Here is a 19,340-nt window from a genome sequence, read left to right as displayed (position 1 = left end):
GTTTCCTGATAAAAACCCCGAACTACAAAACCACTTTGGGCCAGAATATGAATAACCATTCCTCTGATAATTCTGCAAGTCTTCCTTTTACCGTGTCGGTGACACGCGGGTCGATGGTGGAGAGCCGTCATCTTGTCTCTGCTGCCGTATGCGATTCGGCGAGTAAGATGGTGAGATGCTGGGGAAAAGTTGACAGTCCGGTCTATCTCCGCTCTGCAATCAAGCCCCTGCAGGCGTTGCCACTGGTTGAAAGCGGGGCAGCGGATGCATTCAACGTAAGTGAAAAAGAGCTTTCGCTTGCCTGCGCCTCTCACACGGGGGAACCTATACATGTCGAGGCGGTGACTGGCTGGCTCGAACGGCTCGGCCTCGGAATTGAGGACCTGGAATGCGGCACGCATTGGCCGACATATGATCCGGCGGCGCGGGCACTTGCCGCCGCGGGCCAGGAACCATCGCCCGCGCATAATAACTGTTCGGGCAAACATTCAGGCTTCCTGTGTACGGCTGTGCATTTGAAAGACCAGGTAAAAGGCTACATCAATCGAGAACATCCGGTGCAGCGGCGCATCGTCGCCGTGCTGGAAGAGTTCACTGATCTAGATCTATCGAAAGCGCCGATCGGGATTGACGGTTGTTCCATTCCCACGATCGGTATTCCACTGCAGCAGGCTGCGCTTGCATTCGCAAGATTTGCCGATCCGTCCAAGCTCAGTGCGGATCGGGCTGCCGCCTGTGCCCGTTTACAGAAGTCAATTGCGAAATATCCCGAAATGATTGCGGGATCTGACAGGCTCTGCACCGCAATTAACGGCGCGGCAAAGGGCCGGGTTATTGCTAAGGTAGGTGCGGAAGGCGTCTATCTCGCGGCCCTACCGGAGGACGGCATTGGCATCGCAATCAAAGCCGCCGATGGAACGACGAGAGCGGTGGAGGTTGCGCTTGGTGCAATTCTTGACGAACTCGGGGTTCTTGATGATGACATTCATCGGGCAATTGATCCGTTCGTTCGCCCCATTCTGCGCAACCGGAATGATCTGACAGTCGGCGAGATCAGGGCCGATCTGGAAGGCTAGAAAATCTCGGAGATTGACCTCAGCTTTTGTTGAAGGGTAAGTTTCCCAATCGCAATAACAACAAAAATGACATTTAGGAAAAAATCATGAAAGCTCTTGTTTGCAAGGAATTTGGGGATCCGGATATTCTGGTAATGGAGGATGTACCAGAACCGGAAGTTAAAAAAGGAATGGTCAAGATAGAGGTGCATTCCGTCGGTCTGAATTTCCCCGACACCCTGATGATTGCGGGCAAATATCAAGTCAAGCCGCCCTTCCCCTTCTCTCCCGGCATGGAATCATCCGGCATCGTAACGGAAATCGGTGAAGGCGTCACAAAGGTTGCCGTTGGCGATCGGGTTATGGCTAATCATGGAGTGGGCGGCTTTGCGGAATATGTGTTGGCGCCGGAAAATGGGACCTACAAAATTCCCGACAATATGCCTTTTGATGAAGCCGCTGGCTTCCCGGTCACTTATGGCACGACTTATCACGCGCTCGTCGACCGGGGTGATTTGAAGCCGGGCGAGGTCCTGCTGGTCCATGGTGCAGCCGGAGGCGTAGGACTAAATGCGGTTGAACTTGGCAAGGCGCTCGGCGCGACGGTGATTGGCACGGTCGGTTCCGATGAAAAGATGGATATAGTCAAGCAGTATGGCGCGGAGCATGTCATCAACTATTCAACGGAAAGCATTCGTGACCGCGTCAAGGAACTGACGGACGGAAAAGGTGCTGACGTAATTTATGACCCGGTTGGCGGCGACGCGTTTGACCAGTCCATGCGTTGCATCAATTGGAACGGTCGTTTACTCGTAATCGGATTTGCCTCTGGTCGGATTGCGGAGCTTAAAACCAACCTCGCTCTGCTTAAAGGCTGTTCGGTAGTGGGTGTCTTCTGGGGCGAGTTCGCTCGCCGGTATCCGGAGCAGAACCGTGCAAACTTCCAGGCGATGTTGGACATGGTGGAAAGCGGCAAGATCAAACCACATGTTTCCATGCATTTCCCGTTGGAGCAGGGGGCAGATGCTATGAAAGCACTGCTTTCACGCAAGACCACTGGCAAGGTCATCATCACCGTTAAGGATTGATCTTTTATGGCGAAGGGGAAGGGCAGGCGCGATAAGGCGGTCAAACGTCAGTATGAAGCGCTACCCTATCCTCCTCGCGATCCGAAAGACGAGGCGGCGCGGCTGATTGAAGGAAGTCCGAGCCATCTTGATGAGCTTAATCATTACCTTTTCGCCGGAAAACGCGATTTTTCACAGTCTTTTCGCGTGCTTGTGGCGGGTGGAGGAACCGGCGATGCTGCTATTATGCTGGCGCAGCATCTGGCGGACAGGGGAAAGGCGGGGCATGTCACCTATCTCGATCTATCCACGGCGAGCCGAAAAGTGGCCGAGGCACGGGCGAAAGTGCGCGGCCTCGAGAATATTGAGTTTATAACCGGCTCTCTTCTAGATCTCCCCACACTGAAACTTCCACTGTTTGATTATATCGATTGTTGCGGTGTACTCCATCATTTGGAAGAACCCGAAACAGGACTTGCGGCGCTTGCAGCCAGCCTTGCAGATGACGGAGGCATGGGACTTATGGTTTACGCGACGCTTGGGCGGACAGGTGTTTATCCGATACAGAATGCCCTTCGGGTCCTGACGGAGGATGAAAGTGTAAACGGGCAGGTAAAGCTCGCCAAAAGTCTTCTAATTGATCTTCCGTCTGGCAATTGGCTCAACAAGAACAAGGTGCTCGGTGATCACAAGTTGGGAGAGGATGCTGCGCTCTATGATTTGCTGCTGCACCCACGGGACAGAAGTTATCTGGTGCCTGAAGTTCTGGAACTTATAGGCGGCGCTGGTTTGGATCTCGTAAGTTTTATCGAACCGATACGCTATGAGCCGGAGACATACCTCAAGGATACCGAGCTTCGAAAGCGGGCTCGTAAACTAGATGATGGGGTGCGCGCCGCACTGGCTGAGAATCTCTCCGGAACAATCAAGACACATACTTTCTACATCAGGAAAACGGGGGGAGACGCTGCCGGACCAGCAAAGTTCGATCCTGAAATGATACCCTTCCTGAAGGATGACAATGCCGAGGCACTCTCCCGGACCCTTGCCATGCGATCCACCCTTACGGCGCATTTTGATGCGGAACCGATGACGTTTGACGTACCAGAGGGTGCCGCAGAATTTGTCCTTCAAATTGATGGTCGGAAAAGTCTTCGGGACATTCAGGCCGATATTTCTATGACCTGGCCCAATTTTCGGGCGCGCTACGCCCCCACGTATAAAATGTTACAGGGGCTTAATCTTCTATGGCTCAAGTCGAGGCGCGATTAGAGGGCGCTTAAAACGCACAGCTGTATTGCGTTATTTGTGCTTTGCCTTTTATGGCTGCCGATTTATTCTGGTGAGAATGGTATTTTTACGTGTCCTGATTAGACCCTTTCTTAAACTCTCTCCGATTTTGCAGGCGGTGAGCCTGATGATAATCGCTTGCCTTCTTTTCTCCATGATGGGTGGAATTATCCGTTATGTGTCTGATAGTGGAATGCCAATTTTCCAAGTAGTTTTCCTACGGAATGTGGCGGGCATTCTCTTTTTCCTGCCCTGGTTTTTTCAGGCAGGATTCGGTGTCTTAAAAACGGCACGCATTGGTGCCTTTGGATTACGGAGCTTATTCGGTTTCGCGTCCATGCTGAGTTGGTTCTACGCGGTAAGTGTTTTGCCGCTCGCTGACGCGGTTGCCCTGAATTTTACGGCTCCAATCTTCGGCACAATATTGGCGATTGTCGTCTTGCGCGAGGTTGTGGGTATTCGTCGTGGTGCCGCTATGATTGTCGGATTTATCGGGGCGATGATTATTCTTCGGCCCGGGCTGGCCGAACTAAGCATCGGATCCTATTCCGCCATTTTTTCTGCGCTAACCATGGCTGGATCGATGACGATGGTGAAGCTTTTGTCGCGAACGGAAAATACAGCGGCAATGGTCGCCTTGAACCAGATATTGATTATCCCGATGTCTTTAATTCCGGCTATTTTTGTTTGGCAAACTCCAACATTGGAGCAACTGATTGCCATATTGATAATTGGACTGCTGGCAACAATCGGTCATCTGTCTTTTACAAAAGCCTACACGCTCGCTGATGTGTCGATTGTTATGCCGTTTGATTTCTTCCGCCTCATATTCTCGGCGTTAATCGGTTTCATTTTTTTTCTGCAGGAGCCGGATCTCTTTACGTATATTGGCGCGGCGATAATTTTTGCCTCTTCAATTTACATTGCCATTCGGGAAACCCGGGTGAGCAGCGCACTTAAAAAAGAAATACTGGCACAAACAAAGGCAGAGAACCGTTCCGGGCCGGCAAAATGATGCCCTTCCGCCCAGGCAGTTCTGCACATACCATTTTTTCCCGAATTCCTGCAAACGGACAAGGCGCGCTCTGGATGTTGCTGGGTGGTTTTTTCTTTTCCTGCATGGGAGTCGGAATAAAGTTTCTTGGCGAGGGAATGGACAGTTTCCAGATTGCCTTTCTACGCGCCCTGTTTGGGTTCATCGTTATCCTTCCCTTTGCGCTCCGTCGTGGAATCTCCGGCCTTAAAACAAAGGTCCTGAGACTCCATATTGCCCGGGCGGTTGTCGGGATTCTCGGCATGCTTTCCATTTTTTATGCGATTACACAACTGCCGCTCGCCGATGCCGTTGCGCTCACCTTTACCCGTCCACTTTTCCTGATCCTGCTGGCGGTTTTGTTCCTCGGCGAAATGATACGTTGGCGGCGCTGGACGGCGACGGCCGTTGGGTTCATCGGAGTGTTGGTGATGGTTCAGTCACAGGGTGAATTTGAATTTGCTTCCTTGGTTGCCCTGTTCGGCGCGTTGATGGTCGCAATGGTATCCGTATTCTTGAAAAAATTGAGTGCAACTGAAGCACCGCCGACGATGATGTTCTACTTCGGTCTCTTCGCGTCAATCATCTCTGCGGTTCCGGCGATGTTCGTCTGGATACAGCCGAGTTTTGAGGATATCGCGATACTGGTCTTGCTAGCCTGTTTTGGCTCGGGTGCAAATTTCTGCGCAATCCGTGCCTTTTCGGTTGGGGAGGCGACCGCCGTCGCACCGTTCGATTATACCCGGCTTATATTTTCTGGCTTTCTGGGCTTTTTTATCTTCGCCGAAGTTCCGACGCTCGCCATGCTTATTGGTGCGTGCATCATCGTTGCTTCCAGCCTTTATATCGTGCGTCGTGAGGCCGGACTCGGCAAGAAAAAACCTGCCGTACTGGAGAGTTGACGCCGCCCTAAAGGGCGACGTCGAATTCAGCCTCGGTCGCGGCCTGAACCTCATCAAGCGTTACACCGTCGGCAAGCTGTACCAGTTTCATGACGGTTTCGCCGCCTTTTTCAAACTTGAAAACCGCCATATCTGTAATGATCATGTCAACGACACCTTTACCGGTTAATGGAAGATTACAGGTTTTAAGAAGCTTTGGTTCACCTTTCGCTGTGTGTTCCATAACCACGATCACTTTCTTCACGCCAGCAACCAAATCCATCGCGCCTCCCATGCCCTTGACCATCTTGCCCGGGATCATCCAGTTGGCGAGATCACCGTTTTGGGCAACTTGCATCGCGCCGAGGATGGAAAGGTTGATATGTCCGCCGCGGATCATTGCGAAGCTGTCAGCGTTTGAAAAATAACTGGTGGTCGGCAGTTCCGTTACCGTCTGCTTGCCCGCATTGATCAGATCTGCGTCTTCCTCTCCCTCATAGGGGAAGGGGCCCATTCCGAGCATGCCGTTTTCGCTCTGGAGCTGGATTTCCATGCCCTCAGGAATGTAATTGGATACCAGTGTCGGAATGCCGATGCCGAGATTGACATAGAAGCCGTCTTCAAGTTCCTGGGCGGCGCGCTGCGCCATTTGTTCTCTTGTCCAAGCCATGTGTAAGTCCTCTATCTCTGTCGGTCAGGCAGTCTGATTGCGGGGGCGGGTGGTCCGCTGTTCAATATGTTTTATAGGGTTCGGTACATGGACAATCCGCTGCACATAAACACCTGGAACGACGATATGATCAGGATCGATCTCGCCAGGCTCCACCAGATGCTCGACCTCGGCGACAGTGACGCGCCCGGCAGTCGCCATCATCGGATTGAAGTTGCGGGCCGTCTTGCGGAACACGAGGTTACCTTCCTTGTCCGCCATATAGGCGTGAACCAGAGCAACGTCGGCAGTGAGGCCGCGTTCCATGACATAATCCTCGCCGTCAAAATCGCGGACTTCCTTACCTTCCGCAACCAGCGTACCAACGCCTGTCTTGGTGAAAAAGGCGGGGATACCCGCACCACCTGCTCGAATTTGCTCCGAGAGCGTTCCTTGAGGCGTGAAAACAACTTCCAGATCGCCGTTCAGATACTGTTCGGCAAACATCTTGTTTTCCCCAACATAGGAAGAAACCATTGTCGATATCTGCTTGCTTTCCAGAAGGACACCCAGGCCGATGCCATCTACACCCGCATTGTTGGATATGACAGTCAGCCCTTTCACGCCGGATGCTTTTACAGCCTCTATCAAGGTTTCCGGCATTCCGCAGAGACCAAACCCACCGGACATAATCGTCATGCCGTCCTTCAGTATGCCGTCCATGGCTGCCGTTGCGTCGGCATAAATCTTCCTGTCACTCATTCCAAGTTCCTTATCAAACGGATGTCAGTTTCGTTGAATGGGAATGCTATATATCAAAAAATTTGTTGCTACGCACAATTTTTTTAAAATGCACCTGTTTCTAACAAAGCTGGCAGGGAGGTCCTGAATTACTCCGCAGAGGCGGGTTCCTTGTCCAGAAAAACACGGGCTTTTTCCCGATGTTCTTCATTTACATATTTCTTGACCGTTGCCATTGCCGCCATGAGAACGCTGGCATCATCCGTGAAACCGACACCAGCGATGAAATCAGGAATGACATCTGCGGGCATGATAAAGTAGGCGAGCGCGCCAAACAGAACGGCTTTCACAAATGCCGGGCTTTTACCATCTAGGGCGCAATAGAAACTGGCGGTTACATCATCGGCAAAAGGAACCTTGCCGATATTCCTGCGAAGTTTCTGGGCAAACTCCCGCATGACAAGGCGCTTGTCATTTTCAAGCTTTGTCTCATCAAAGGCGGAGATATCGTCATCGTTTGGTTCAGACATATGAGTAATATGTAGCTGCTTCCGTGGCTTTGCAAGAAGGCTGTTCTTCACAATTTGATGCAGGCAGTATATGGAAAGATATCAAATTCAGGATCATTCCACAAAATACTGGAGAACAAGAATGGATATTTCCGACAAATCAGCAATTGTTACAGGTGGTGCCTCAGGTCTCGGTGAGGCGACCGCCCGAATGCTGGCAGCTGCGGGAGTCAAAGTTGCGATTTTCGATATGAACACAGAGCTTGCGGAAAAGGTCGCATCGGAAATTGGCGGCGTCGCCTGCACCACCAATGTAGCTGACGACGCATCGGTGGAGGCCGCGTTCGATAAGGCGCGGAATACCCATGGACCAGCCCGCATTCTTGTAAATTGCGCCGGTATCGGCCCGGCGGCTAAAACCTATTCCAGCAAGGGTATGCACCCGCTTGATAAATTCGAGCAAGTCATCGCGGTTAATCTGGTTGGTACCTTTAACTGCCTTCGCCGGGCGAGCGCCGATATGGCTGCCCTGGATCCGATGGAAAGTGGGGAGAGGGGCGTCTGCATCAATACGGCGTCTGTCGCGGCCTTTGACGGTCAGATCGGTCAGGCGGCCTATTCCGCGTCAAAAGGAGGTATCGTCGGCATGACCTTGCCGATCGCGCGCGATCTCGCCTCAATCGGCGTCCGGGTTGTCACGATTGCCCCGGGTTTGTTTGAGACACCGCTCCTTAAAAGCCTGCCTGATGATGTACAGGCGGCGTTGGGCGCTTCCGTGCCATTTCCGAGCCGTCTTGGCTATCCTTCGGAATATGCGAAGCTTGCTCGACAGATCATGGAAAACCAGATGCTGAACGGGGAGGTTATCCGGCTTGACGGCGCGATCCGGATGGCACCGAAGTAATCTTATTCGGCGACTTTGTTCATAAAGGTTGCAAGCTCAATATCCTTGCTGCTCAGGCCATCAACGTCATGAGTGGCAAGGGTAACCTCCACCCGATTATAGACATTGAACCATTCGGGATGATGATCCATCTTTTCGGCTTTGAGCGCGACGCGGGTCATAAAGGCGAAGGCATGATTGAAATTCGAGAATTTGAACGATTTCTTGATTGCCTCTCGGCCGTCTACCGCCGTCCAGCCATTAAGGGCACGTAACGCCTCTTCAATTTCTTCCGCGCTTAGTCTAACAGTCATGGATATTCTCCCGTTAACAGGTTATGACGCCGGATAACTATGTTGATGCAAACTATGAATGTCTAGAGTGAGACGATAACCGATGACAAAAATAAGCGAGGTAAGCCGGAATTGGTGGCATGAGGAAACGGAAGGAATCGCTTTTACTCACGCCCTCGATATGGAGCTACTGCATTCCGAGCAGAGCCCGTTTCAAAAGATCGAGATTTATGAGCATCAGGTTTTCGGTCGAGTCCTTACGCTGGATGACCTTGTGCAGGCGTCACACGCGGATGAGTTCATGTATCACGAGATGGCGGTACATGTTCCGCTGCTGGGTCGCAAGCGGGAAAAGGCGAGCGTTCTGATCGTCGGTGGCGGGGATGGAGGCATCCTGCGCGAGGTCTTGCGCCATGATTTTGTAAACCGGGTTGTCATGGTGGAAATCGACCGCCGGGTGATTGAGGTTTCAAAAGAATACTTGGCCATTAACGGCGATTATGAGGATGCGCGAGTTGAGCTGATTATTGGCGATGCCGCAGATTATATGCGCACCGCACGGGCAACAGGAGATAAATTCGACCTGATCATCCTTGATCTGAGCGAGCCGGTCGGACCGTCCTCCAGTGTCTTCACCCGCGGTTTTTGCGAGGATTTCTCCGCCTGTATCAAGGAAGACGGAGTTGTCCTCGACAGCGACAGTATTTTTGTCGGCAAAGACCGTGCCTATTTCCTTCAGGAACTTTGCGGTGACACGGATCAGAATCTCGTCTCGATTATGCAGCGGGACAAGCTGCTTCCACATGTGGCGGGTTATCGTTCTATTGTTCAGCTCTATCCGGCGGCGGAGTTCGGCTTTTTTCTTTATAGCCACGACGGCCATGATTATTCTAATCCAGTCGCTTCCCTGACGGGACGGCATTATAATGCGGAATTGCACAAGGCTGCCTTCGCGCTACCGACCTGGTGGCGGGAAAATCTCGGATTTTGATAAAACTAGGCATATGAAGGAAACGCCCCTAACAGTAGATTTTGTTTCTGGCGCCGTTGACTACCGACGGCGCAAGGGCGGTGGTCGCGGGCAAGATCTCCCCAAGGCATTGGGGTTTCGGCCGGGCATTACACCCAATATTGTCGATGCAACAGCGGGGCTAGGGAGAGATGCCTTCTTACTTGCCTCTCTTGGGGCAAAGGTTACTTTGATTGAGCGGAACGACGCGGTGCATCGCCTGCTGCAAGAAGCGATGGCGCGTGCGCACGGCGCGAGCGATACACATGCGGAGATTATCCGTCGCATGACGCTGATCAACGCGGATGCGAGAGATATTCTGCCCGAATTAAAACCGGAAACGGTACTCATTGATCCGATGCATCCGCCCAGAGATAAATCCGCCTTGGTCAAGAATGAGATGCGGCAACTGCGCGATCTAGTCGGGACTGATCCTGATTGCACGGAACTCATGCGTGTTGCCCTTGAGGTGGCATCGAAACGGGTCGTCCTGAAATGGCCGCGCAGGGCTAAAGGAATTACTGACTTCCCCAAACCGTCCCATCAAATTATTGGTAAATCGACGCGATATGATGTCTTTATGACGGGACTGGCGAAAGCAGATCGAAACTGACTTCTTCCTGATAAATCGCGGCCGAGGAGGAAAGGTGGCTTGAAAACAGGGTGAAGCTAGTCACCGGCAAGGTTTCCGTTTTAAACAAGGCATGGTCGGTCAGGAAATTGCGGACCCTCTCATAGGGGGAGTTGTGGACGCGCGCGAGCGTAATATGAGGTCGAAATCTCCGGTCATCAACTGTTGCGCCGACAGATTCGATCGCGGTCACGATTTTCTGATGGAGTAGGTTGATCGCAGATGTCGGGCGTACACCGGCCCAAAGAATACGGGGCCGTTTATTGCTTCCAAAAACACCGACGCCTTCAATATCTATATCAAATGCAGGATATTTTATTCGGCCAAGTGCCAAAGAAATATCCATCATCATCGGACTCTGCACTTCGCCAATAAAGGCAAGAGTTACATGAGAATTTTCTGCGGCAATCCATCTAGCATCAGGAATGCCACCTCGCAACGCACCGATGCGCTCCTTGATTTCTTCTGGCAATGCGATGGCAACGAAAAGACGCATTGAGATTGTCCTTATTTCAGTAAACTGAAGATGGCTCTAACGATCAATTAACTCCGTCACATAGGGCAACATGTTGCCGACGATAACTTTTACGCCTTCAGCGTTTGGATGAATATAGTCATCTTGATTTAATGCCGGGTCGGCAGCAACGCCTTCCAGAAAAAAAGGGTAATAGTTGGTTTTATATTTGCGGGCAAGATCGGGAAAAATCTGGTCAAACGCATTGGCATATTCAGATCCCATGTTCGGCGGAGCTTTCATACCTGTGAGCAGTATGGGAATATCTTTCTTTTGAATGAGTTCGATAATCTGACTTAAATTGCGCCGTGTTTCCTCCGGCTCAATACCTCGAAGCGCATCATTGGCGCCAAGTTCCAGAATGATAAAATCGGCACCATTTCCGATTGCCCAGTCTAACCTCTGTAGTCCGCCTGCGGTGGTATCGCCAGAAACGCCAGCATTCTCTATTTTTACGTTGTAGCCTTTTGCCTGCAGTGCGGTTTCGAGTCGTGTGACAAAATCTTCCCCTGTCGGCAGGCCATATCCCGCGGTCAGGCTATCCCCGACGGCGACAATCCGCCTTGTTTCTTCGGCCTGAGCGTATGACGTTGTGCAAAAAACCGCAAAAATCAGCGCTAAAACATTGAATTTCATCATCTACCTGCCATATCCCATAAATTAGCATCTGTCGTCTTTTGCACTGGAATTACTTTGCCTCAAGAACCCATCATCAAACTATCAGACATTCACCTAACACTTAAGTCCGATGCCGGCCCCGTCAATATCTTACGTGGTATAGATTTGACATTACAACAAGGGGAGACTGTTGGGATTATCGGTCCATCGGGTTCAGGTAAATCCACTTTGATGTCGATCATGGCGGGACTGGAACTTCCGACATCCGGCTCAGTAGAGATTGCGGGGCAAACACTCGAAAATCTGAATGAAGATGCGTTGGCACGGTTTCGCCGGGAAAATATAGGCATTGTTTTTCAGTCATTTCATCTCATCCCGACGATGACGGCATTAGAAAATGTAGCCATTCCGCTTGAGTTGGCAGGTGACAAGGATGCATTTTCTGCCGCGACTTCCCGGCTTGAGGCCGTCGGCCTTGCGGACCGCGCGACCCATTATCCGGCGCAGCTATCCGGTGGGGAGCAACAACGCGTGGCTCTCGCGCGGGCATTATCAACAAATCCAAAAATCCTCCTCGCTGATGAGCCGACCGGAAACCTCGATGGGAAGACTGGAGAACTCATTGTTGATCTGATGTTTCAACTGCATGAGAAAGAGGGAACAACGATGGTGCTGATTACCCATGACGATGCGCTGGCCCGTAAATGTACGCATCAAATCCGTCTCGAAGATGGACGTGTTGTTTCACGGGAAACAGGTCGCGAAGAGGTATTGGCGGGTGAATAAAGGAAAAAACCCGGAATCACTTGCGCTTGCTTTGAAGCTGGCCAGACGGGATCTACGCGGCAATCTAAAAGGATTTCGCATTTTTCTGGCCTGTCTCATCCTGGGGGTGGCTGCCATTGCGGGCGTGGGCACCCTTTCAAGTTCCATCACCGCCGGATTGAGGGCAAATGGCCAGGTAATCCTTGGCGGGGATATCGATATCCGCCTGACCCATCGCAGCGCAGAGCAAGAAGAGCGTCAGTGGATTGAGGCACAAGGCGAGGTTTCAGAGGTGCAGACCTTGCGTGCAATGGTTCGGGATATATCGACGGATCGCCGGACTCTTTCTGAATTGAAAGCAATCGACAACGCCTATCCTTTGTTCGGGGCGTTGACCCTAACGCCAGAATCAGGAACGGAAACCCCTGATACTCTTCTCCAAAAAAGTGACGAGCTATATGGTGTTCTTATTGAACAAAGCCTGAGTGACCGCCTTGATCTTCCATTGGGCGGTCAAGTCCGGATCGGGGAGCTAAACTTCGAGGTGCGCGGCATTATCCTGTCGGAACCTGACAAAGCGTCGCAGGGTATGGCCCTCGGCCCCCGCACGATTATTTCTTCCGCAGCATTGAATGAAACTGGCCTTGTTCAGCCGGGTAGCCTGATCCGTTATCACTACCGAGTTGCGCTTGCGCCTGGAAAGACGGTTCCCGAATTTTATGAGGAGGTGAAGACTGCCTTTCCAGATGCCGGATGGCGGATACGGGATGCTTCCAACGGAGCGCCGGGTATCAAGCGCTTTGTTGATCGGGTGGCGCTCTTTTTGACATTAGTCGGGCTTACGGCACTGGTCGTTGGGGGCGTTGGCGTCGGTAACGCTGTCCGGGCGTATCTTGAGGGGAAGATCACCACCATCGCGACCTTGAAATGCCTTGGTGCCAGCAGCAGCTTCATCTTCCGGGTTCATTATCTGCAAGTGCTTATTCTCGCTGTCGCGGGATCACTGATCGGGCTCCTGCTCGGCGTAGGCGGATCGGTTATCGCGGCACAATTTCTGGCCAGCACGTTGCCGGTTCCGCCGGAAATCACAATCAACGCCGGACCGCTGCTGCTCGCGACGGCCTATGGTTTGCTGACGGCAACGCTGTTCACTATCTGGCCTCTGGCGCGCGCACGGGAAACCCCAGCAGCGGCGCTATTCCGGGATGTAGTGTCCGTACACAAACGACCACGCCCGGTTTACCTAATAACGCTTGGGACCTGTTTTGCGCTTCTTGTTGGGCTTGCCGTTCTCACCAGTCAGGAAACCTGGTTCGCTTTAGTCTTTACGATTGCCATCATCGGCATATTCGCGGTCCTGATACTGGTTGGATATGGTGTGCAGTTTGTGGCAAGGCGGCTTCCTCGCTCCCGCATCCCATCCTTGCGCCTTGCAATCGCAAATCTTTATCGCCCTGGGGCGGCGACGAACAGCGTTATCCTTTCCATGGGACTTGGACTCACGCTTTTTGTCACTGTAGCATTGATCGAGGGCAACCTCACCCGGCAGGTGCAGGAACAATTGCCAGAGAAAGCGCCGGCATTTTTCTTCATTGATATTCAGTCAAATCAGCTAGATGACTTTGTCTCGACGGCTGAGTCAGTCAGCGATGTCAGTGAAGTTAACCACGTTCCCAATATGCGCGGTCGTATTATTGAGGTGGCGGGTGTTCCGGCTGATCAGGTCGAAGTCGCTCCGGAGGCTCGCTGGGCGCTTCGAGGTGATCGCGGGCTCACGTATTCAGCGACGCCACCGGATGGTGCGGTTGTTGTGGCGGGAAGCTGGTGGCCTGAGGATTATAGCGGACCTCCTCTTGTCAGTATGGATCGCGAGATTGCGCAAGGTATGGGGGTTGGTATCGGCGACAGCTTGACCGTCAATGTCATGGGCCGGGAGATCAAGGCGGAGATTGCTAATCTGCGGGAGATTGACTGGACGACAATGGCGATCAACTTCGTGTTGGTTTTCGATAATAACAGTCTTCAAGGCGCGCCGCATTCCCATCTTGCCACGGCCCGCGCGGACGGTGAGGCGGAAAACCTGCTTTTCAGTGCGATAACAGATAAATTCGCAAATATCTCAGTGATTCGGATGAAAGAAGCGCTGCAGACGGTCAGCCGCATACTGGAGCAGCTTTCTTCTGCGGTCTCGGCGATTTCATCGATCACATTGGTGACCGGTGTTCTCGTCCTCGCCGGGGCGTTTGCCGCCGGGCATCGCAAGCGGGTATATGATGCGGTTATCCTGAAAGTTCTCGGTGCGACGAGAAAGGATATATTCATAACATTCTTACTTGAATATGCCTTGCTGGGCCTAGTCACATCTGTTATCGCGGCCGCGACAGGCTGGTTCGCAGCTTATATGGTCATTACGGATATTCTGGAAGCAAAATGGATCAGTTTGCCCTATACGATCCTCGCGACAATCCTGGTCAGCGTTCTTGTGACATTGCTGTTTGGACTGTTGGGGTCATGGCGGGCGCTGGGCGAGAAAGTAGCACCAGCATTGAGGTCAGATTGAGCGGATGCCGAAACAATTAAGGCCGCCAAAGGAAAGGAGCTCCTCTGACGGCCTTAATTTGATGAATTAAACCCGCGACGGGTTTAGCAAATTAGCTTTTAGTCGCCGCAGTATACTCTTCCATCGACAGTTCACCGCTTTTGTCGAGATCGACAGAAGCGAACTGTTCTTTGCTGGTATCCGGCATGACAACGATAAGCTCCTCAAAGGAAACCGAACCATTCCCATCCGTATCAATTGTTTTGAAATCTGGTGCTGCTGCCAACGTCGGTGCTGCTGCAAGAAGCGTAATCGTGGCAGTCGAAATAAGCAGTTTTTTCATAATAATCTCCATTCAATTTGAGTTGGACGGTTCGGCACCAAGTTATCGATGCATGTCCGCCGAACAACCGAAGGGCCGAAAACCAATAAAATCGGTCAATCGATGTTCTGAGGAGAAGATTGCCCTTCCAATGTGGCGGCAAAATGCTGTGAATTGGGCCAGTTAGTGAAATAATCTGGGCAAAATGTTGCGAAACAACCTCATTTGAATGCATTATTGATAAAAATTGGGGCGAGATGGCCCCATTCTTTATTAATTAACGCTAATGCCATATTATAGCGTCGATTTTCCTTGAAAATCAGAAGGAAAAATACAATATCAATGCAGAGTTAGGTACCTTCAGGGGAATTTATAGATGGCAACAGACTTTTCTAAGTTCAATACGGCAAGAACAGGGACGCAAGATCAAGCAGTTCTTGATGAGGGCCTGCGCAGCTATATGCTGAAGGTCTACAATTACATGGCGTCCGGCCTTGCTTTAAGCGGTATTGCTGCAGCATTAACGGCCTCAACGCCGGCAATTTACAATGCCGTTTTCGGTACACCGCTGCAGTGGGTTGTAATGCTGGCGCCGCTTGGCCTGTTGTTCGCTATGTCGCGGACAAGCGCGAGCACGACAAGAATTCTATACTGGATTATGGTGGCGACCTTCGGTGTGTCGATTTCCTATATTTTCCAGATATATACAGCTGAAAGCATCGTACGGGTCTTCTTCATCACCGCGGCAACCTTCGGATCGGCCAGCCTTTATGGCTACGTTACGAAGCGGGACCTGACGGGCATGGGCAGCTTCCTCTTCATGGGGCTGATCGGTATTATCATCGCATCCGTGGTGAATATCTTTCTAGCGTCCACAATGATGCATTTCGTTGTCTCTGTCTTGGGTGTGTTGATCTTTACCGGTCTGACAGCCTTCGATACGCAGCGGATCAAGTCCGAATATTATCATGGTCACAGCCAGGAAGTGCTGGAAAAGGGCGCGATCATGGGGGCCGTCTCTATGTATCTGAACTTCCTCAACCTGTTCATGATGCTGCTGAGCCTGCTCGGCAATCGAAATTAACGCAGCCAAAACTGCTAAGACGAAAACCCGGCCTTGTGCCGGGTTTTTTGTTGTGCGCAAAATGCAAGCTGATAAACTTGTTTGTCTGCAAACAACTCTCCAAATCAGCGAGAAAGGAATCGACTGATGCGCGTTCTTATTGCGATGATGAAACATGAAACCAATACCTTTTCACCCATTGTCGCGGACTGGAAGAGATTTCAGAACTGGGGAGCTTACATCGGCGAGGATGCCCTAAAGGCCTACGAGGGGACAGGTATGCCCTTTGGCGCCTATGTGGAGCTGGCCCGTGCAGCTGGCGCCGAAATCGTAACGCCGGTCGCGGCGGAGGCGATGCCCTCCGGCCCTGTAACGGAGGATGCCTATAATCATATGGCGGAACCCATTCTTGATGCGGTGCGGGAAGGGGTGGACGTAGCTCTGCTGGATTTGCACGGTGCGATGGTCGCGGAACATACGGATGATGGGGAAGGCACGCTGCTTGAAAAAATACGCGCGATTGACCCGGACCTTCCGATTGCCGTCACGCTGGATCTGCATTGCAATCTGACAGCCAAGATAGTGGAGAATTGCACGGTATTGATCGGCTATAAGACCTATCCCCATGTTGATATGTATGAGGTGGGTAAACAGATTGGCCAAGTATTATTTGATGCAATGGAGGGGAAGGTCAATCCGGTTATGTCCTGGGGCAATGCGCCGCTTTTGAGTCAAACCTTGTGTCAGGGCACAGATGATGAGCCCATGGCAACTCTGATCCGCATGTGCCGGGAAGCGGAGAAAGAGCCGGGCATATTGGCCGCGACAGCGTTCGGAGGCTTTGCGCTTGCCGATATGCGCGATGCCGGAAATTCGGTCATTATCGTGACTGATGGTGATCAAGCGAAGGCGGACGAAGTGCGGGATCGTATCCTTGCGAAAGCGTGGGAACTGAAAGAGGATTTCATCTATAAGCACACTCCTTTAGAGGATCAGGTCGCCAAAGCCAAGACAATGACGGATGGGCCTATTCTCCTGCTTGACCACGCGGATAACTGCGGCTCTGGCGCGACGCAGGATGTGATGACGGTGATTGAAGAGGTCTTGAAGCAGGGCCTTGAAGATGTAGCGGTCGCCGCTGTCTGGGATCCGGCGGCTGTACAGGAAATGCAAAAGGCAGGCGTTGGTAATAAAATTACCCTGAAGCTCGGTGGGAGGACTGATATGCCCTCCATTGGGGAGCCGGGGGAGCCACTTACCGTAACCGGGACAGTCAAAGCACTGACCAACGGGGAATGGATCGTGCGCGGTCCCATGTATACGGGGGTGAAGGTTTTTATGGGGCCGACGGCGCTTCTGGATACCGGAAATATGGAAATTGTAATTGTCTCTAACCATCATGAACCTTGGGATACGGGTGTCTTTACGTCGGTTGGGATACAACCGGAATACAAACGATATCTTATTTTGAAAAGTCGTATTCACTATCGCGCTGGCTTTGCGCCTATCGGCAAGGCAACGCTAACGCTGGATGGCAAGGGTGTTACGACGTCAGATAATAATCTCCTGCGATACGAGAAGGTCCGCCGCCCAGTCTATCCGCTGGATCTTTTAAACGAGGAGTAAGCCATGCGCGAAGATATGTTCGGAAACAGGCTTACAACCCAATCGGATCAAACGGTGGTTGCCATCAACCAGTTTGTTGAGAGCTATATCGGTTTTGGAACGGACTTCGCGCCAATTTTTGAGGCCTCCGATAATGATCCGGATTGTGCCATTGCCGCAGCATATGCTGCTTTGCTCGGCATCTTTATGGAAACGCCAGAAGGCCATGCGATCGCGCGGAAATATTACGCCCAAGCACAGTCAGGGATGAACAAGGCGACGGAGCGCGAGCAGCTTTTTATATCCTGTATTTTGGATATTTGTGACAATAGAATGGGTAGCCTGCTTAAGAAGTTGCGCCAACTTGTTATGGATTTTCCGGGCGATCTATTCGGGGCCAAGCTCTGTCAGAATACCTATTTCAATATTGGTGACGATGAGACATTGCTCTGGGTCGCGGATTCAGTGATCGACCGCCATACGTCCTGTGCCTATGCCTATGGGATGCGTGCCTTTGGGCGGGAGCAGTCCAGCATGCTGGATCTTGCGGAGGAAGATGGCCGCCGCGCGACCGAGATGCAGCGAAAAGAACCTTGGGCCCATCATGCCGTGGCTCATGTCCTGCTGACACAGGGGCGCCATGATGAAGGTATCAAATGGATGGATGATCTTTCAAATGAATGGGAAGATCGCAACAGCTTTATGTTTACCCACAACTGGTGGCATCAGGCTCTGTTCTTTCTGGAGCAGGAGGATTATGAAACGCCGCTAAAACTTTATGACGAAAAAATCTGGGGCGTTGACAAGACCTACAGTCTTGATCAGGTGAACGCCATTTCTCTCCTTTGGCGGCTTGAGCAACTCGGCGTCGATGTCGGGGATCGCTGGGAAGATGTCAGCCGTTATGTCGCTGAGCGTCAACAAACGAACGACGAGCCTTTCTATGATATGCATTATGGCTATGCCTTGGCGCGGGGCGGCCAGACAGAGGCATTGGGCCGCCTCATGTCGGGCATGGAAAAAATGGCCATTGATGCCCCGGATGTTACCAGAAAATCATGGGCGGATGTGGCGCTGCCCGCAACGCGGGGATTTATCGCAATTGCTGAGGGTAAGTTTGATGAAGCTGTGCGCTGGCTCTCAAAGGCGCAGCCAAGATATCAGGAAATTGGTGGCAGTCATGCACAGCGTGATCTGTTTGAGCTCGCGTGGGTGACGAGCTTGCTGGAAGCCGGAAAATTTGACGAAGCCCGCCCAATCCTTGAAGCGCGAGTAAAATTCCGGCAAGATGTCCCCATGGACGCTCGCTTGCTGGCGAGGGTGAACGGTCGCAATTAATAATCAACGTGGCATCGGGGAGGGAGCTATGGATAAACCGCAGATCGCGCAAAAGGGCGGGAACCGCCTTATATTTTCCCTGCTCAATGAATATGGGGCAAGCCATCAGAATGGCACAAACAAGTTTATTCACTGGATAGCGGTGCCTGTTATCGCTTGGACAGTCGTGGCGCTCTTTTGGGCGATCCCCGTGCCGGACGTCTTTGCGGCAGTACCTTACCTCAATTGGGCTACCATCGTGCTTTTGTTGACCATCATTTATTACGCGGTTCTCTCTTGGACATTGGCGATTGGCATGGTGTTGTTTGCACTGCTTTGTATCGGGGGGGTACAGCTTTACATGAGCACCCCACTGTTCGGGCTCTCGCTCTGGCAGTTCGCCGTCGGGGTTTTTGTGATCGCGTGGATATTTCAATTCGTCGGCCACAAGATCGAAGGCAAGAAACCCTCTTTCTTTAAGGATGTTCAGTTTCTGCTGATTGGCCCGGCCTGGTTGATGGGTTTTATCTACCGTAAACTGAACATCCCTATCTAG

At 51.9% G+C, this 19,340-nt stretch carries 21 protein-coding genes; 14 read left to right on the top strand and 7 right to left on the bottom strand.

Translation table 11 applies throughout. From position 1 onward, the window contains the following. Positions 1–47 precede the first annotated feature (47 nt). The 5 genes from LKE13_RS00595 (at position 48) to LKE13_RS00575 (ending at position 5,347) form a co-directional block, all read left to right on the top strand. The gene (locus LKE13_RS00595; RefSeq protein ID WP_227947744.1) at positions 48–1,076 is read left to right on the top strand and encodes an asparaginase; all 1,029 of its coding nucleotides are present in this window, start codon (positions 48–50) and stop codon (positions 1,074–1,076) included. 86 nt (positions 1,077–1,162) lie between these two features. Further along, positions 1,163–2,143 (top strand): NADPH:quinone oxidoreductase family protein, encoded by a 981-nt coding sequence (locus LKE13_RS00590; RefSeq protein ID WP_227947743.1) that lies wholly within the window; start codon positions 1,163–1,165, stop codon positions 2,141–2,143. 6 nt (positions 2,144–2,149) lie between these two features. Further along, positions 2,150–3,394 carry a class I SAM-dependent methyltransferase gene (locus LKE13_RS00585; protein ID WP_227947742.1) on the top strand — a complete coding sequence of 415 codons (1,245 nt, stop codon included), beginning with the start codon at positions 2,150–2,152 and terminating at the stop codon, positions 3,392–3,394. A 145-nt stretch (positions 3,395–3,539) separates the two neighbouring features. Then, positions 3,540–4,427, top strand: a complete 888-nt coding sequence (locus tag LKE13_RS00580; RefSeq protein WP_265334737.1) for a DMT family transporter — start codon at positions 3,540–3,542, stop codon at positions 4,425–4,427. Next, complete coding sequence (locus tag LKE13_RS00575; RefSeq protein WP_227947740.1) at positions 4,424–5,347, top strand: DMT family transporter; 924 nt, start codon at positions 4,424–4,426, stop codon at positions 5,345–5,347. Before LKE13_RS00580 ends, LKE13_RS00575 begins: the two co-directional genes overlap by 4 nt. A 7-nt stretch (positions 5,348–5,354) precedes the next feature. On the opposite strand, the gene LKE13_RS00570 is transcribed toward LKE13_RS00575, so the two are convergent. The 3 genes from LKE13_RS00570 to LKE13_RS00560 form a co-directional block, all read right to left on the bottom strand. Then, entirely contained in the window at positions 5,355–5,996 is a 642-nt protein-coding gene (locus tag LKE13_RS00570; protein ID WP_227947739.1) for a CoA transferase subunit B, read from the bottom strand. Between the two features lie 24 nt (positions 5,997–6,020). Next, positions 6,021–6,737 carry a CoA transferase subunit A gene (locus LKE13_RS00565; RefSeq protein ID WP_227947738.1) on the bottom strand — a complete coding sequence of 239 codons (717 nt, stop codon included), beginning with the start codon at positions 6,735–6,737 and terminating at the stop codon, positions 6,021–6,023. A gap of 128 nt (positions 6,738–6,865) precedes the next feature. Beyond that, positions 6,866–7,246: a YkvA family protein gene (locus tag LKE13_RS00560; protein WP_227947737.1), complete on the bottom strand. Its 381-nt coding sequence runs from the start codon at positions 7,244–7,246 to the stop codon at positions 6,866–6,868. A 121-nt stretch (positions 7,247–7,367) separates the two neighbouring features. Here LKE13_RS00560 and LKE13_RS00555 point away from each other — a divergent pair, with 121 nt between their 5' ends. Further along, entirely contained in the window at positions 7,368–8,129 is a 762-nt protein-coding gene (locus tag LKE13_RS00555) for a 3-hydroxyacyl-CoA dehydrogenase (protein WP_227947736.1), read from the top strand. A gap of 2 nt (positions 8,130–8,131) precedes the next feature. Here LKE13_RS00555 and LKE13_RS00550 read toward each other — a convergent pair whose 3' ends face one another. Next, positions 8,132–8,422 (bottom strand): 4a-hydroxytetrahydrobiopterin dehydratase, encoded by a 291-nt coding sequence (locus LKE13_RS00550; RefSeq protein ID WP_227947735.1) that lies wholly within the window; start codon positions 8,420–8,422, stop codon positions 8,132–8,134. An 82-nt stretch (positions 8,423–8,504) separates the two neighbouring features. Between LKE13_RS00550 and LKE13_RS00545 the strand changes: the two genes are divergently transcribed. Continuing rightward, positions 8,505–9,392: a hypothetical protein gene (locus tag LKE13_RS00545; RefSeq protein ID WP_227947734.1), complete on the top strand. Its 888-nt coding sequence runs from the start codon at positions 8,505–8,507 to the stop codon at positions 9,390–9,392. Positions 9,393–9,405: 13 nt separating this feature from the next. Further along, positions 9,406–10,023: a class I SAM-dependent methyltransferase gene (locus LKE13_RS00540; protein ID WP_265334736.1), complete on the top strand. Its 618-nt coding sequence runs from the start codon at positions 9,406–9,408 to the stop codon at positions 10,021–10,023. On the opposite strand, the gene thpR is transcribed toward LKE13_RS00540, so the two are convergent. Both thpR and LKE13_RS00530 read right to left on the bottom strand, forming a co-directional pair. Continuing rightward, a complete protein-coding gene (gene thpR / locus LKE13_RS00535; RefSeq protein ID WP_227947732.1) occupies positions 9,989–10,537 on the bottom strand; it encodes an RNA 2',3'-cyclic phosphodiesterase in 549 nt (182 codons plus the stop codon). The genes LKE13_RS00540 and thpR overlap by 35 nt on opposite strands. Positions 10,538–10,573: 36 nt before the next feature. After that, positions 10,574–11,191: an arylesterase gene (locus tag LKE13_RS00530; protein ID WP_415776484.1), complete on the bottom strand. Its 618-nt coding sequence runs from the start codon at positions 11,189–11,191 to the stop codon at positions 10,574–10,576. Between the two features lie 57 nt (positions 11,192–11,248). Between LKE13_RS00530 and LKE13_RS00525 the strand changes: the two genes are divergently transcribed. Then, complete coding sequence (locus LKE13_RS00525) at positions 11,249–11,959, top strand: ABC transporter ATP-binding protein (RefSeq protein WP_227947730.1); 711 nt, start codon at positions 11,249–11,251, stop codon at positions 11,957–11,959. Continuing rightward, positions 11,952–14,498: an ABC transporter permease gene (locus LKE13_RS00520; protein WP_227947729.1), complete on the top strand. Its 2,547-nt coding sequence runs from the start codon at positions 11,952–11,954 to the stop codon at positions 14,496–14,498. Before LKE13_RS00525 ends, LKE13_RS00520 begins: the two co-directional genes overlap by 8 nt. 91 nt (positions 14,499–14,589) lie before the next feature. Here LKE13_RS00520 and LKE13_RS00515 read toward each other — a convergent pair whose 3' ends face one another. Beyond that, complete coding sequence (locus tag LKE13_RS00515; RefSeq protein ID WP_227947728.1) at positions 14,590–14,820, bottom strand: EF-hand domain-containing protein; 231 nt, start codon at positions 14,818–14,820, stop codon at positions 14,590–14,592. Between the two features lie 355 nt (positions 14,821–15,175). On the opposite strand from LKE13_RS00515, the gene LKE13_RS00510 reads away from it, so the two are divergent. From LKE13_RS00510 to LKE13_RS00495, 4 genes are all read left to right on the top strand, one after another. Continuing rightward, positions 15,176–15,883, top strand: coding sequence for a Bax inhibitor-1/YccA family protein (locus LKE13_RS00510; protein ID WP_227947727.1), 708 nt, complete (start codon positions 15,176–15,178; stop codon positions 15,881–15,883). A gap of 126 nt (positions 15,884–16,009) precedes the next feature. Continuing rightward, the gene (locus LKE13_RS00505) at positions 16,010–17,488 is read left to right on the top strand and encodes a M81 family metallopeptidase (RefSeq protein WP_227947726.1); all 1,479 of its coding nucleotides are present in this window, start codon (positions 16,010–16,012) and stop codon (positions 17,486–17,488) included. 3 nt (positions 17,489–17,491) lie between these two features. After that, positions 17,492–18,805, top strand: coding sequence for a tetratricopeptide repeat protein (locus tag LKE13_RS00500; RefSeq protein WP_227947724.1), 1,314 nt, complete (start codon positions 17,492–17,494; stop codon positions 18,803–18,805). 28 nt (positions 18,806–18,833) lie between these two features. After that, positions 18,834–19,340: a DUF962 domain-containing protein gene (locus tag LKE13_RS00495; protein WP_227947722.1), complete on the top strand. Its 507-nt coding sequence runs from the start codon at positions 18,834–18,836 to the stop codon at positions 19,338–19,340.

Origin of the sequence: Sneathiella sp. HT1-7, from assembly GCF_020731145.1 — a bacterium.
GTDB lineage: Bacteria > Pseudomonadota > Alphaproteobacteria > Sneathiellales > Sneathiellaceae > Sneathiella.
The sequence above is the reverse complement of the archived record's forward strand: the minus strand, read 5'-3'. Positions and strand labels throughout refer to the sequence as shown.

What these genes read in the sequence shown, in the direction of transcription:
- LKE13_RS00500 (WP_227947724.1), top strand. Translation starts at nt 17,492, where the DNA reads ATGCGCGAAGATATGTTCGGAAACAGGCTTACAACCCAATCGGATCAA.
- LKE13_RS00565 (WP_227947738.1), bottom strand. Translation starts at nt 6,737, where the DNA reads ATGAGTGACAGGAAGATTTATGCCGACGCAACGGCAGCCATGGACGGC.
- LKE13_RS00540 (WP_265334736.1), top strand. Translation starts at nt 9,406, where the DNA reads ATGAAGGAAACGCCCCTAACAGTAGATTTTGTTTCTGGCGCCGTTGAC.
- LKE13_RS00510 (WP_227947727.1), top strand. Translation starts at nt 15,176, where the DNA reads ATGGCAACAGACTTTTCTAAGTTCAATACGGCAAGAACAGGGACGCAA.
- LKE13_RS00570 (WP_227947739.1), bottom strand. Translation starts at nt 5,996, where the DNA reads ATGGCTTGGACAAGAGAACAAATGGCGCAGCGCGCCGCCCAGGAACTT.
- LKE13_RS00555 (WP_227947736.1), top strand. Translation starts at nt 7,368, where the DNA reads ATGGATATTTCCGACAAATCAGCAATTGTTACAGGTGGTGCCTCAGGT.
- LKE13_RS00550 (WP_227947735.1), bottom strand. Translation starts at nt 8,422, where the DNA reads ATGACTGTTAGACTAAGCGCGGAAGAAATTGAAGAGGCGTTACGTGCC.
- thpR (WP_227947732.1), bottom strand. Translation starts at nt 10,537, where the DNA reads ATGCGTCTTTTCGTTGCCATCGCATTGCCAGAAGAAATCAAGGAGCGC.
- LKE13_RS00580 (WP_265334737.1), top strand. Translation starts at nt 3,540, where the DNA reads ATGATAATCGCTTGCCTTCTTTTCTCCATGATGGGTGGAATTATCCGT.
- LKE13_RS00560 (WP_227947737.1), bottom strand. Translation starts at nt 7,246, where the DNA reads ATGTCTGAACCAAACGATGACGATATCTCCGCCTTTGATGAGACAAAG.
- LKE13_RS00515 (WP_227947728.1), bottom strand. Translation starts at nt 14,820, where the DNA reads ATGAAAAAACTGCTTATTTCGACTGCCACGATTACGCTTCTTGCAGCA.
- LKE13_RS00585 (WP_227947742.1), top strand. Translation starts at nt 2,150, where the DNA reads ATGGCGAAGGGGAAGGGCAGGCGCGATAAGGCGGTCAAACGTCAGTAT.
- LKE13_RS00505 (WP_227947726.1), top strand. Translation starts at nt 16,010, where the DNA reads ATGCGCGTTCTTATTGCGATGATGAAACATGAAACCAATACCTTTTCA.
- LKE13_RS00595 (WP_227947744.1), top strand. Translation starts at nt 48, where the DNA reads ATGAATAACCATTCCTCTGATAATTCTGCAAGTCTTCCTTTTACCGTG.
- LKE13_RS00545 (WP_227947734.1), top strand. Translation starts at nt 8,505, where the DNA reads ATGACAAAAATAAGCGAGGTAAGCCGGAATTGGTGGCATGAGGAAACG.
- LKE13_RS00530 (WP_415776484.1), bottom strand. Translation starts at nt 11,191, where the DNA reads ATGAAATTCAATGTTTTAGCGCTGATTTTTGCGGTTTTTTGCACAACG.
- LKE13_RS00495 (WP_227947722.1), top strand. Translation starts at nt 18,834, where the DNA reads ATGGATAAACCGCAGATCGCGCAAAAGGGCGGGAACCGCCTTATATTT.
- LKE13_RS00575 (WP_227947740.1), top strand. Translation starts at nt 4,424, where the DNA reads ATGATGCCCTTCCGCCCAGGCAGTTCTGCACATACCATTTTTTCCCGA.
- LKE13_RS00590 (WP_227947743.1), top strand. Translation starts at nt 1,163, where the DNA reads ATGAAAGCTCTTGTTTGCAAGGAATTTGGGGATCCGGATATTCTGGTA.